General features: G+C 62.1%; 12 protein-coding genes. 9 read left to right on the forward strand and 3 right to left on the reverse strand.

Annotation, left to right across the window (positions count from 1 at the left end; all coding sequences use genetic code 11):
• Positions 1-116: 116 nt before the first annotated feature.
• The 8 genes from ACQY1P_RS02285 (at position 117) to ACQY1P_RS02320 (ending at position 8,326) form a co-directional block, all read left to right on the forward strand.
• On the forward strand, positions 117-1,847 hold the full coding sequence (locus ACQY1P_RS02285; protein WP_325264733.1) for an FAD-dependent oxidoreductase: 1,731 nt from the start codon (positions 117-119) through the stop codon (positions 1,845-1,847).
• A complete protein-coding gene (locus tag ACQY1P_RS02290; RefSeq protein WP_325264731.1) occupies positions 1,844-2,731 on the forward strand; it encodes an NAD(P)-dependent oxidoreductase in 888 nt (295 codons plus the stop codon). Before ACQY1P_RS02285 ends, ACQY1P_RS02290 begins: the two co-directional genes overlap by 4 nt.
• A 108-nt stretch (positions 2,732-2,839) precedes the next feature.
• Positions 2,840-3,652: a shikimate dehydrogenase family protein gene (locus ACQY1P_RS02295; RefSeq protein WP_325264729.1), complete on the forward strand. Its 813-nt coding sequence runs from the start codon at positions 2,840-2,842 to the stop codon at positions 3,650-3,652.
• A gap of 116 nt (positions 3,653-3,768) precedes the next feature.
• Positions 3,769-4,896, forward strand: a complete 1,128-nt coding sequence (locus ACQY1P_RS02300; RefSeq protein WP_174197604.1) for an ABC transporter substrate-binding protein — start codon at positions 3,769-3,771, stop codon at positions 4,894-4,896.
• A gap of 101 nt (positions 4,897-4,997) precedes the next feature.
• Positions 4,998-5,876, forward strand: coding sequence for a branched-chain amino acid ABC transporter permease (locus ACQY1P_RS02305; RefSeq protein WP_062459345.1), 879 nt, complete (start codon positions 4,998-5,000; stop codon positions 5,874-5,876).
• Positions 5,873-6,847 carry a branched-chain amino acid ABC transporter permease gene (locus ACQY1P_RS02310; protein ID WP_092663273.1) on the forward strand — a complete coding sequence of 325 codons (975 nt, stop codon included), beginning with the start codon at positions 5,873-5,875 and terminating at the stop codon, positions 6,845-6,847. Before ACQY1P_RS02305 ends, ACQY1P_RS02310 begins: the two co-directional genes overlap by 4 nt.
• Positions 6,844-7,602: an ABC transporter ATP-binding protein gene (locus ACQY1P_RS02315; protein WP_430253793.1), complete on the forward strand. Its 759-nt coding sequence runs from the start codon at positions 6,844-6,846 to the stop codon at positions 7,600-7,602. The genes ACQY1P_RS02310 and ACQY1P_RS02315 overlap by 4 nt, the downstream gene beginning before the upstream one ends.
• Position 7,603: 1 nt before the next feature.
• Positions 7,604-8,326 carry an ABC transporter ATP-binding protein gene (locus ACQY1P_RS02320; RefSeq protein ID WP_430253795.1) on the forward strand — a complete coding sequence of 241 codons (723 nt, stop codon included), beginning with the start codon at positions 7,604-7,606 and terminating at the stop codon, positions 8,324-8,326.
• 40 nt (positions 8,327-8,366) lie between these two features.
• Here the strand turns inward: ACQY1P_RS02320 and ACQY1P_RS02325 are convergent, their stop codons facing one another.
• The 3 genes from ACQY1P_RS02325 to ACQY1P_RS02335 are packed head-to-tail and all read right to left on the reverse strand — an operon-like array spanning position 8,367 to position 11,588.
• Positions 8,367-9,110, reverse strand: a complete 744-nt coding sequence (locus ACQY1P_RS02325) for an SDR family NAD(P)-dependent oxidoreductase (protein ID WP_430253797.1) — start codon at positions 9,108-9,110, stop codon at positions 8,367-8,369.
• On the reverse strand, positions 9,103-9,882 hold the full coding sequence (locus tag ACQY1P_RS02330) for an SDR family NAD(P)-dependent oxidoreductase (RefSeq protein ID WP_430253799.1): 780 nt from the start codon (positions 9,880-9,882) through the stop codon (positions 9,103-9,105). Before ACQY1P_RS02330 ends, ACQY1P_RS02325 begins: the two co-directional genes overlap by 8 nt.
• A complete protein-coding gene (locus ACQY1P_RS02335) occupies positions 9,879-11,588 on the reverse strand; it encodes an FAD-dependent oxidoreductase (RefSeq protein ID WP_430253801.1) in 1,710 nt (569 codons plus the stop codon). Before ACQY1P_RS02335 ends, ACQY1P_RS02330 begins: the two co-directional genes overlap by 4 nt.
• Before the next feature lie 116 nt (positions 11,589-11,704).
• Between ACQY1P_RS02335 and ACQY1P_RS02340 the strand changes: the two genes are divergently transcribed.
• On the forward strand, positions 11,705-12,604 hold the full coding sequence (locus tag ACQY1P_RS02340) for a helix-turn-helix domain-containing protein (protein ID WP_430253803.1): 900 nt from the start codon (positions 11,705-11,707) through the stop codon (positions 12,602-12,604).
• Positions 12,605-12,655 lie beyond the last annotated feature (51 nt).

Genomic DNA, 12,655 nt, shown 5'->3' on the forward strand with positions numbered 1-12,655 from the left:
GAGGTATCAGACGAATAACAAAAATGGAACTGGTTTTTATTCTTGAATGTCATTCCATTATTTGTGATGGTGGCCATAGAAGATTGGTCTGTCTCGTCTTTTGGGAGGATTGCCACATGCAACATGCACTGACGGAGGTCGGGCCGGATTACGATGTCGTCGTACTGGGAGCTGGCGCAGGAGGCATGTCTGCCGCCATCTTTGCCGCAATGGAAGGCGCACGTGTCCTTTTGGTCGAGCGCACCGAATATCTCGGCGGCACGACCTCCTATTCCGCCGCGACCACGTGGATCCCGCTTACCCGTCACGCGCAGGCCATGGGTGCCGACGACAGCCGCGATAAGGTTTCAGGCTTTCTCGATCGCTCTGTCGGCAACCACAGCTCCAAATCCGTGCGTGATGCGTTTGTTGCAGCCGGCACAGGTGTGGTCGATGCGCTGGAAGACAAAACGGACGTCAAATTCCGTGCGCGCCCTTTTCACCCCGACTATCTTTACGAGCTGGAGGGCGCCACGTCCTTCGGGCGGGCTCTCGAACCTTTGCCGTTCGATGCATCGGCGCTCGGGAAAGACCTGCATCTCATCCGTCCGCCCATCCCGGAATTTACTATTCTCGGCGGCCTCATGGTGGACCGTGACGACATCGCCCATCTGATGAAAATCGGCAAATCGGCGAAGTCGACCGCTTACTCGGCTCGACTGATCGGACATTACTACCTGGACAAGATCCGCCATGGCCGCGGAACGCGGCTGGTGATGGGCAATGCTCTCATCGGCAGGATGCTGCTTGCCGCGCGCAAGCTTGGGGTCGCCATCCTCACCGAAACCGAGGCATTGGCGTTCACGACCGGGCCTCACGGCGTAACAGGCGTGACACTCCGTCAGAAGGATACCGAACGGCAGATTCACGTCACGGGCGGTTTGATCCTCGCCTCCGGCGGCTTTGCCCGTCACCCGACCATGCGTGCAGACAAGTTGCCGCAACCACTGCCCGAATTTAGCCCGTCGGCACCCGGTCATACGGGCACGCTGCATGATCTCGCCTTTAACGCGGGCGCCTATCACGGCGACACGGCGGCGCAGCCGTGCTTCTGGGCGCCGGTCTCGCATCGCAAGCGCGCCGATGGCTCGATCGCGGTTTTTCCGCATTTCGTCTTCGACCGTTCCAAACCCGGCATCATCTCGGTTGGCCGCGACGGTCGTCGCTTTGTCAACGAAAGCACCAGCTACCACCTGTTCGTGTCGGCCATGTATGCGGCGAACAAGGACGGCAGCCATGTGCCCACCTATCTGATTGCCGACGCTGCGGCGCTGAAGAAATACGGCATGGGGATGATACGGCCCGGCGGTGCGAACATTGCCCCCTATCTTGCCGATGGCTACCTGACCGAGGCTGCAACGCTCGATGAACTGGCAGGAAAGCTCGGCATCGACGCTGCCGGCCTGAACGACAGCGTGGCCAGGATGAACGCCTATGCGAGGAGCGGCACGGACGCCGATTTCGCCCGCGGCACCACCGTCTACGAAAAGGCCAATGGCGATCCGACGCATGGGCCCAATCCGACGCTCGGGCCGCTCGAGACGGCTCCCTATTATGCCGTCAAACTCTGGCCTGGCGATATCGGCTCGGCCATAGGCCTGGTCGGCGACGAAAATGCCCAGCTTCTGCGGCGCGACGGATCGGCGATCTCAGGCCTTTACGCCTGCGGCAACGATTTGCAGTCGATCATGGGCGGGGTCTATCCCGGCCCAGGCATCACGGTTGGCCCGGCTATCGTGTTCGGGGCCATCGCCGCCCGTCATGCAGCCCGCCGCGCCGTCGCTGCTCGCAAGGGGAAAGCTGCATGAGCCTCGTCCTTGTGACCGGCGGAACCGGCTTCGTCGGCCTGCGAACCGTCAGGGCATTGCAGGCGGCCGGGCACCGGGTCCGGATCTTTGACCTAGCTCCCAAGCCGGAACGACTATCCGTCATGGATGGCGTTGAGATCGTCTCGGGCGACATCACCGATGCCGCCGCGGTGGCGAAAGCTGCCGATGGATGCAACGGAATTGTCCATCTCGTCGGCCTGATGACGGTCGATTGTGCCCGCAGCCCGGCGCTCGGCACGCGCGTCAATCTTCTAGGCAGCATCAACGTGTTCGAGGCGGCAAAGGCAAAGCGCCTACCGATTGCCTATCTGAGTTCGGCCGGCGTGTTCGGACTCGACGATGCCGTCAATCCGAGGCCGATGACGGTCTATGGGGCGACAAAGCTTGCGGTCGAAGGCATGGCGCGGGCCTATCTGCTCGACCACGGCATCCCGAGCCTCGGCCTTCGCCCCTACATCGTCTACGGCCCCGGCGAAAGCGCTGGCATCGCGGCTGGTCCGTCGATCGCGCTTGGAGCAGCCGTGCGCCGCGAACCGGCTGAAATCCGTTTTTCCGGCCGCGTCGGCTTCGTTTACGTCGACGACGTGGCCCGGATCCTTTCGACCGCGATGACAGTGCCGCTGGAAGGAGCGACCGTTCTGACAATAGTCGGCGATACGGTGGAGATGACCGATTTTGTCGCCGAACTCAGTCACCAGTCCGGCTGGAACGAGATCCGGATCAGCGGACCGCCCTTGCGTATTCCCGCCGATTTGGCGTCGGACCCGGTGCCGCACATCCTCGGCAATCAGCCTGTCACGACCGTCAGCAACGGCATCGCCCGGGCCTTGGCCGAACTGAAGGAGACCGCCGGTGTTGAATAGTCCAACGTTTCGCCCCCATCGTCCATTTGCCGATGACGGGGCCTATGTTTTTGTCGAGCTTGAGAACGACCGGACAAGGGTCGGATCGCATGCCGAGGGGAGGAAGGCGTGAGTATACATATAAAGGTCGATGGGGAGACCAAGCTCTTCCCGATCATCGGCCATCCGATCGGACAGGTGAAATCGCCCGCTTCGCTCAGCCAGATCATGGCCGATCGCGGCTTTAACGGCATCGTCGCACCGGTCCATATTCTCCCCGAAGACCTGGCCGGCTGGCTGTCGCAGGCAAAGAGCATGCGCAATGTCGCGGGCATCATTGTCACGGTACCGCACAAAGTCCCCTGCCTCGAATTCTGCGCCCGCATATCGGCCCGCGCAAAGGCATCCGGCGCCGTCAACATCATGATCCGCGATGGCGACGACTGGGTGGGCGACGCAACCGACGGACACGGCTGCCTTGACGGTGTCGCGGCCCAAGGCTTCGAGATCGCCGGCAAGTCTGCGCTTCTGGTGGGTACCGGCGGCGCCGGAGCGGCCATCGCCTACGAAATCCTGGCACGCGGCGCCTCGGAACTGGCCCTGCACGATCTCGACACGCACAAACGCGATGCGTTGATCGCGCAGTTGAACAAGGCATTTCCGGGTCGTGCGCGGATAGGCTCAACAGATCCACGCGGTTTTGCACTGGTCGCCAATGCCACGCCACTTGGCATGCGTGAGACCGATCCCCTGCCGGTGCAGACGGATCTTCTGACCGCAGACCAGTTCGTCTCGGACGTCGTGACGCGGCCGGCCGTGCCGCCGCTGATTGCTGCTGCCCGCGACAAGGGCTGCGGCACCATGTCGGGGTCAGGCATGTTCGACGCCCAGGCCGTGCTGCTGGCCGATCTGTTGATGGGGACACGCACGATCGACGCCTAGGCGATCGAGACGGAGACACCGCAGGCCCGGGTCTACGCCCGGGCATGAGGATACGGCGACAAGGGAGGAGACCTGGCCGCCGGGACGGAAATATCGATCAGCCAAGGAGGAAGGTCATGATCAGACAACTTATCACCACGACTGCAATGGTACTGGCGCTCGGCGCAATGCCGGCGCTTGCTGAACTGAAGGTCGGCTCGATCGTCGAGTTGTCCGGACCCGGCGCCGCGGCCGGCACCAACTTCCGCGATGGCGTGAAGATGGGCTTTGAGGAAATCAATGCCCAGGGCGGCATTCTCAAGGAGCCGGTCAAGGTTCTGGAATATGACAGCCAGACCGACCCACAGGTTTCGCGCGCCATGGTCCAGAAGGGAATTGACGACGGTATCTACGCGATCATGGGAACGGTGTTCTCGTCATCAACCGTGGTCAACATGCTGGTCGCGCGTCAGGCCGGCATTCCGCAGTTCACCGGCTCCGAGGCTCCGTCCATCGTTGCCATGAAAAACCCCTACATCTTCCGCACCGCCTTCGGCTCGCAGAAGGGCGTGCCGAAACTTGCCAAATACATGTCCGAGACGATGGGCCTGAAAAAGGTCGGCGTCGCCTGGGCCAATACCGAATTCGGCAAGGGCGGCCACAAGGCTTTCGTCGATGCGATGAAGGCTGCCAATATCGAGATCGTCGTCGATGTGCCGTCCGAGCAGGCGCAGGCTGACTTTTCCGCCGACGTGCTGAAGCTGAAGGGCTCCACGGCCGAAGCCTTCTTCATCTATTACACCGAGGAAGAAAGCGCCCGCTTCCTGCGCGAAGCCCGCAAGCAAGGCCTGAACAAACCCCTTCTCGGCGAAACTACTCTGATCGGCCACAAGGTCATCGAACTTGCCGGCGATGCGGCCAACGGCGCTATGGGCCATGTCGGCCTGACGCCCGATGCCGATATCCCCGCCGTCAAGGAAATGGTCGAGCGCTTCAAGACGAAGTTCAAGTACACGCCCGACCACAATGCAATCAAAGGCTACACCGCCGCCTGGACGCTGAAATACGTCACGGAAATGGTCGGCAAGCCGGACAGCAAGGCCATCGCGGAAAAGCTGCACGGTCTCAAGCTGACAGCCAAGGAGCATCCCGGCGTCCTGATGGATGTGAGTTGGGACGACACCGGCGAGATGTCGCGCGAAAGCTTTGTCGTGAAAGTCGAGAACGGCAAACAGGTTGTCCAGGCGGTGCTGCCGCCGAACTGATGCTGATCGCATGACGAGACAAGTGCCGGCGGTTCGCGCCGCCGGCACGTCGTCATCAATCCTGCACGTCACGCCGATTACCAGCCCGTGAGGACGACCCCATGGCCGAGTTTATCCAGATTATTGTCTCCGGTCTCGCCGCCGGCTCCATCTACGCGCTTGCGGCAGTCGGCTTCACCCTGTTGTGGCAGGCATCGCAAACCATCAACTTTGCCCAGGGCGAGTTCGTCATGCTGCCAGCGTTTTTCGTGCTGGTTGGTATGACAGTGTTTGGCCTGCCGCTATGGCCGTCCGTGGCGCTGGCGCTCGCCCTGTCTCTTCTCATTCTGGGTGTCGCCTTCAAGCGGCTGATCGTGGAACCGATGCTGCCGCACGGAACGCTGCCGCTGGTCATCGCCACCATTTCGCTCGGCCTCCTGATGAAGGAAAGCGTCAAGGAATTTTACGGCGCCACCGCACAGCCCTTCCCTGCGATCTTTCCGCAGACGGTCTACGAGATCGCTGGCGCCAGCGTTTCTATGCAGGATATCGGCAATCTCGTTGTCTCGATGCTCGCGATCGGCAGCCTGCAGCTGTTTCTCAACCGAACACGGACCGGCCGATGCATGCAGGCCAGCGCCCAGAATCCGGCGGTCGCCGAGATCCTCGGCGTCAACGTCAAGCGCATGGTGCTCTATACATTTCTGATCAATGCCGGCCTTGCCACCGTGGCCTCTGTGCTGATCTCGCCGATCTATCTTGCCAAGTTTTCCAATGGTGAAACGCTCGGCCTCGTCGCTTTCATCGCCGCCATCGTCGGCGGGTTCAACCAGATCCGTGGCGCTCTGGTCGGCGGTCTGCTGATTGGCGTGATCGACAATCTGTCAGCCGTTTACATCTCCGCCCAGTACCGCTCGGCCATGCCGCTTCTGCTGCTGATCGCCATCATCCTCTTGCGTCCGCAGGGCCTGCTCGGCACCTCGGAAGGGAGAACCGTATGATCCGCCTGAAACCGTTTCTGCTTCTGCTGGGTATTGCTGCCCTCGTCGCCGCTCCGATCGGCCAGGGCAACTACATTGTCTACACGCTGGCCTCGTGGCTGATTTTCTCGATCACCGCCATGGGTCTCAACCTGACGCTCGGTTATGCCGGCCAAGTCAGCCTGGCGCAGGCCGCCTTCATGGGCATCGGCGCCTACATCACCGCGCTGATGACACTCAACGGCATTCACTGGGGACTGGCCGTGATCGTGTCGATCGCAGCAAGCTTCGCGGTCGGCTTGCTGCTCGGCTACCCCGCGCTGCGGGTTCAGCACCACTTCCTCGCCTTCGTCACGCTTGCCTTCAACACGCTGTTGTTCCTCGTGCTGCGCAACGAGGAAGAGATAACCGGCGGGTCGTTCGGCCTTGTGGGCATGCCTCGGCCGTCGTTTTTCGGTATCACCACCGACAGCAACATCGCCTTTTACTATTTCACGCTGGTGTGTTTCATCGTTTCCGCCGGCGCCATGTGGTGGATCCTGCGCTCTCCCTGGGGGCGAGCCTTCAGGGCGCTGCGGGAAAATCCAATCCGCGCCGAAAGCCTCGGCCTTAAGGTTCGACGCCAGACACTGCTCGCCTTTGCCATCGGCTCTGCGTTCGGCGGTCTTGCCGGCGCGCTGCAGGCACCGCTGGTGCAGTTCATCGAGCCCAGCAGCTTTGCACTGATCCATTCCCTGAAAATCCTGCTGATGGTGGTGGTCGGCGGTTCGGGCTTCTTCTTCGGCCCGATGCTGGGTGCCGCCGTGGTGATTCTCCTGCCGGAACTGCTGCGCTTCACGGAAGGCTATTACCTGATCATCTACTCGACGCTGGTGATCGTCCTGATGGTGTTTTCGCCAACCGGCCTGATCGGGGCCGGCAAGAAACTCGCGGAAAGGTTCCGGCCCAAGCATGAGGCCCGCCGCGATCTCAAACAGGGAGTCCAGCTATGAATGCGGCGGCCCAGGAGGTCATTCTTTCGGTTCACAACATCTCGAAACGGTTCGGCGGCATCCGTGCCGTCCACCAGGTCAGCTTCGACGTGCACAAAGGCGAAATTCTTGGTTTGATTGGCCCGAACGGATCTGGCAAATCGACGCTGTTCAACTGCATTCTCGGCCAGTCGAAGCCGACCGAGGGTCACTGCCAGATCAACGGCAAGTCCACCGACGGCGTAAGGCCTGCCGACCTGTCTCTGATGGGTGTCGGCCGCACCTTCCAGCAGCTTTCGGTCTTCCCCAACATGACGGTGCTCGACAATATCATTGTGGCAGGCCAGGAACATGAAGGCTCGATGCTGTCGCGCCTGTTCGGCAAATCGGATGCGGGACTGACGACGAAGGCCGAACAGCTGATCGAGTTCTTCCGGTTGACGCCTTACCGCGATACGCCGGCGGGCTCGCTCTCCTATGGCCAGCAAAAGCTGGTCGATGCGGCCATGGCCTTCATGGCAGGGCCCGGGATCGTGCTGCTCGACGAGCCGGCGGGCGGCGTCAACCTGACCATGCTTGGGCACCTCAAGGACCGGCTGATCACCTACAACCGCGAACACGGCACAACCTTCGTGGTGATCGAACACAATATGGAATTCGTCATGTCGCTCTGCACCCGCGTCATCGTGCTGGCGCAGGGCGAGATCATCGCCGAGGGGACACCGGATGAAATCCGGGCGAACCAATTGGTCATCGACGCGTATCTCGGAGGCTGACATGCTGGAAGTGAAAAACCTCAATGGCGGTTACGGCCGTATCACAATCCTCAACGGGACGTCTTTCAGCATACCGAAGGCGTCCATCACCACAGTGATCGGTCCGAACGGCGCGGGCAAGTCCACAGTGTTCAAGGCGATCTTCGGACTGCTCAACATCAATTCCGGCTCCATCCACCTGGAAGGCGAGGACGTGACGCGAAAGCGCCCGGCCGACATGATTGCCCGTGGCGTTACCTACGTGCCGCAGGGCCGCAATGTCGTGCCGCAACTGTCCGTGCTGCACAATCTCGAACTCGGCGGCATTACCGCCAAGGATCAGGCGCGGGTGAAAATGCGGATGGAACAGGTGATGGACCAGTTCCCGATGCTGCGCCAGCGCAAGGACCAGAAGGCGATCGAGCTCTCCGGCGGCCAGCAGAAACAGCTTGAGATCGCCCGCGCGCTGCTGCTCGATCCGAAGCTGATCCTGATCGACGAACCGTCAATCGGCCTGTCGCCCAATCTCGTGCAGGAAGTGTTCCAGACGCTGACCCGCCTGCGCGACCAGAGCGTAACGATCCTGATGGTCGAACAGAATGCCAAGGCGGCGCTCGCCATGTCCGATTATGGTCTGGTCCTGGAACTCGGCCAGACGCGGATGTTCGACAGGTCGGACAAGCTGCTCAATGACCCGCGTGTGGGCCAGCTCTTCCTCGGCGGTCACATCGAGGATGCCGCCTGATTGATCCTCGCGATCGCATAACCTTTTCGGCGAAGCGTTCTCAAGGGGACGCGTCGCCGAAATCACCGAACGCGGTCCAGCCGCCGTCGACCGGCAGCACCACACCGGTGATCGCCGATGCCGCTGGTGAGGCTAGGAAATTGACGGCGGCAGCCACCTCCTCGGCCATGATCAGTCGCCCGATCGGCGTGCGGCGGCGAAGCGTGGGCAGATCGATCCGGCCTGCGGCGGCCAGCTTTTCCACCAACGCGGTCTGCACGAAAGCCGGCGCAACGGCATTGACCCGCACACCCCGCCCTGCCCACTCGCAGGCCATTGCCCGTGTCATTGCAACAATCCCGGCCTTGGCAGCGCCATAGGCGTTGCGCTTGGGAAGACCGGTCAGCCCTGCAATCGAGGACAGGTTAACGATTGCGCCATCACCCCGCGCGACCATGCCACGCGCCACTTCCCGCGACATCAGAAACGTGCCGGCCAGATGCACATCGAGCACCCTCCGGAAAACCTCGATCCCCTGCTCCAGCGTTGGCAGGTGGCTGTCGCCGATCCCGGCATTGTTGACCAGGACATCGAACGGAGCTGAACCCGCGACCGCGGCCACCTGCGCCTCATCGGTCACATCGCAGGCCATGCCGCGATGGACATCGCCCAATTCGGCCGCCCGCTCAGCAGCCTTATCGCCGTCGATATCGGCGATGGTGATGCGGTGGCCGCTTTGAGCAAGCGCTTGGGCAATTGCCAGGCCGATCCCGTCGGCGCCGCCGGTGACGAGGGCTTCACGCATAACCAGGCCTCGGTACCAGTCCCATCAGCGATTGCGACAGCCCCCCATCGACGAGGATGTCTTGTCCCGTGATGTAGGATGCGCGCGGCGAGGCGAGAAACAAGGCTGTATCTGCCAGATCTTCGGGGCTTGCGATACGGCCGACGGGGACCATGGCTTCGCGTCGCGCTTTGACCTGCGGATCGGCGTAGAAGGTTTCGGAAAGCGCCGTTCGCACCAGTCCCGGGCTCAACGTGTTCGAGCGGATGCCTTTGGGTCCCCATTCGTAGGCAAGCTGGCGCGACAGCATCAGGATTGCCGCCTTCGACGCTGAATAGGCGCCGCTTGCAGGCTGAGGGTGGCTGCCCGAGATGCTAGCCACATGCACCAAGGCGCCCCGTCCGCGGGACATCATGCCGCGACCGAACGCCTGAGCGGTCACGAGATAACCCGTAAGGTTGACGGAAAGCATCGCCGACCAGTCGGCCTCGGACACGATTTCGAGCGGGCCGGGCCGCAGAATTCCGGCGTTGTTGATGAGGATATCAGCGCCTCCCTGCGCCTCGACCGCCTCCGCCGCTGCTGCAACTTCGTCTGTCCGAGACACATCACAGCTAAGCGAAAGACTCCCCATACCCAGTTCGACAGCGAGCGACGCCGTCTGCGCCTCGTCACGGTCGAGCAGCACGACCCGCACACCTTGCGCAGCGAAGGCGCGCGCCAGCCCCTGACCGATGCCGCCTCCAGCTCCGGTGATGACGGCCGTCTTTCCCTCCAGTCCAAGCCATCTCATGCCGCGCCTCCCTCCCCCGTGGCCGCCGGTGCGATCCCTGCGAGATAGCGCCCGGTAATCCAGCCGAATGTCATTGCCGGGCCGAGCGTGATCCCGGCACCGGGATAATTGCCGCCCATGATCGAGGCCCGGTCGTTACCAACCGCAAACAGGCCATCGATCACCCGGCCATCCCGATCGACGACCGCGCCCTCCACTGTGGTTTTCAATCCGTCGAACGTTCCGAGGTCGCCGATTTCCAGCCGGACGGCGTAGAACGGCCCTTGCTCCACAGGCGCAACCGAAGGGTTGGGCTTGTGGTCGGGATCGGCAAGGTATCGGTTGAAGGTCGTCTCGCCGCGATGGAACTGTTCGTCCCGTCCGTGCCTGGCGCCCCGGTTGAATTCGGCCACGGTCGCCACCAGACCGGTCGCATCGATCCCGCAGACCTTGGCGAGATCGGCAAGTGTCTTGCCTTTCTTGAGGTACCCGTTGCGAAGCCACGGCAGAAGTGGCACCGGCGCCGGTTTTGCGTGGCCAAGACCATATTTGCGGATCGCCCGATGATCGCAGATCAGCCACGCCCCCGCCTCGCCCGCCGCAACCATGGCAGCGCCGACATCGTGGTAACTCTCGCTCTCATTGGTAAATCGGCGACCATTGGACAGAACGGCAATCATGCCCGGCTTGTAGCGATCGAGCAGATGCGGAAAATAGCCTTTGCCCGGCACGCGGCTGATCGGCATCCAGGCGGCCGGCTGGGCGAATTCGGCATCGAATGCGCCGCCTGCCTCCTCGCCGAGACGGATGCCGTCACCGGTATTGCCCTCCGGTACCGGCGAAAAATGCTCACCGCCTGCCTTGAGATGGGCGTAGATCCCGGCTCGCCTCGCGAGATCCTGCGCATATCCTCCGCAAGCAAGGACTACGCCCCGCCGGGCGACGATAAGGCCGGGTGACGCGCCACCGACCTCGACACCGGTGATACGACCACCGTCCTTGGTCATCCGTAGCGCCGGCGTATCGGTCAGGATCGGAATATCGAGATCGAGACAGGCTGCGGCCAGCCGCGCTGCCAGCGCGTTGCCGCTCGTGACCTGGACGCCGCGGCCGTGACGCACAACCTCGCCGGCATGCGCGACAAGGCGTTTCATCACGTAGGAAAACGAGGTCAGCGATTTGGTGGCGTTGAAGAAATGCCTGATATCGGCATTGGACGAGTTGAACATCATGCCCATGAACGTGATCGAGCCGAGCGGCGGCCGCAGCCGCGCAAGATCGCTGCCGAGCACGCTGCTGTCGAAAGGCGCCGCCAGCACCGAGCGCCCGACATCGACGCCGCCATCCACCGTCGGGTGATAGTCCGGGTAAAGCGTGGGGACGAATTTCACCACCGTCTCGCGTTCGAACCAGTCGAGCATTTTCGGACCGGCCTCGAGAAACGCGTCGATCGTCTGCGCGTCGAACCAGTTCCCGGTCTCGGCCTTGAGGTAACGGCGCGCCGCGTCGCGCGTATCGCTCGGGTTGTTCGATTTCCCGTGCCGGTTTCCGGGTATCCACAGCACGCCACCCGAAAACGCCGTCGTGCCTCCGAACACAGGCTCCTTCTCGATCACGATCACGGACAGGCCGTGTTTCCTCGCCGTGATCGCGGTGGCAAGCCCTCCCGCGCCCGATCCGACGACCAGCACGTCACAGACGTGCCCCTCCTCCCTCTTCGGCTCCATCCGCTTCTCCCGGTCGCGTTTGATGGAGATCTTGCTAACCCGCATACCGGGGATGACCAATGGACGCCGTCGCGCAATTGTTGCACTATTTGGCAGGGAGATAATGAGGAGGACACATGGGAAGCTTGGCCGCAGGCGGCATTCCGCTTTACTATCTCTATGGCGATCAGGATGCCGACGTCGATCTGGACTTCCTGCATATCGAACCCCTGCGTGACCGCAGCGGGCCAAACGATTGGAGAATTCGTCCGCATGCCCATCCCGACCACATGCAGGTTCTGCTCGTCAGAGAGGGGGGTGGAACGATCCGCATGGAGGATCAGATCTCATTCATACCTGCGCCTGCGATCATGGTCGTTCCAGCCGGAATTGTTCACCAGATCGATTTTGATCCGGGGACTGACGGCTACGTGGTGACGGCCGCACTCGGTTGCCTGAAGGCAGCGTCAAGCTCGGACCCGCGGCTCGAAACGGCCGCATCGAGACCGGCAGTCTACCCGATCGAAGGAACCGGCGTCAGCATTCCGGCCGTCGTCGATACGTTTCACTGGCTGCATCGGGAATTCATCTGGTCGGCACCCGGCCGGCGCATATCGATGATGGCGCACTACATGCGGCTGCTCGTGATCGTGCTGAGGCTTAACATCACCCACGACGAGACCGGTATATCCACGCCAGACCGGGGTTATGATCTGCTTTTGCGCTACAGGGCCCTTTTGGAGCGCCACTTCCGGACGGAGCGATCCTTGACCTTCTACGCGAAAGAGCTGGCGACGACGCAGGCGCGGCTCAATGCTGCCTGCAAGGCGCGCGCCGGCAAGACCGCGTCGGACCTGCTCTACGAGCGGCTGTTGATGGAAGCCAAGCGCTACCTCGTCTATACCGAGAGTAGCGTCGCGCAGGTGGCCCATATGACCGGTTTCGACGACCCCGCCTATTTCAACCGCTTCTTTACCCAGCGTGTCGGGATCTCTCCGGGGACCTATCGCAAACAGGCGGCACGACACGACAGCTGATAGGCTCAATTGTCCAATCTCTTGCAGACCTTATCCATGTTCGCGGGCGGT

It is taken from the genome of Neorhizobium sp. DAR64872/K0K18 (genome assembly GCF_050500175.1).
Classification (GTDB): domain Bacteria; phylum Pseudomonadota; class Alphaproteobacteria; order Rhizobiales; family Rhizobiaceae; genus Neorhizobium; species Neorhizobium soli.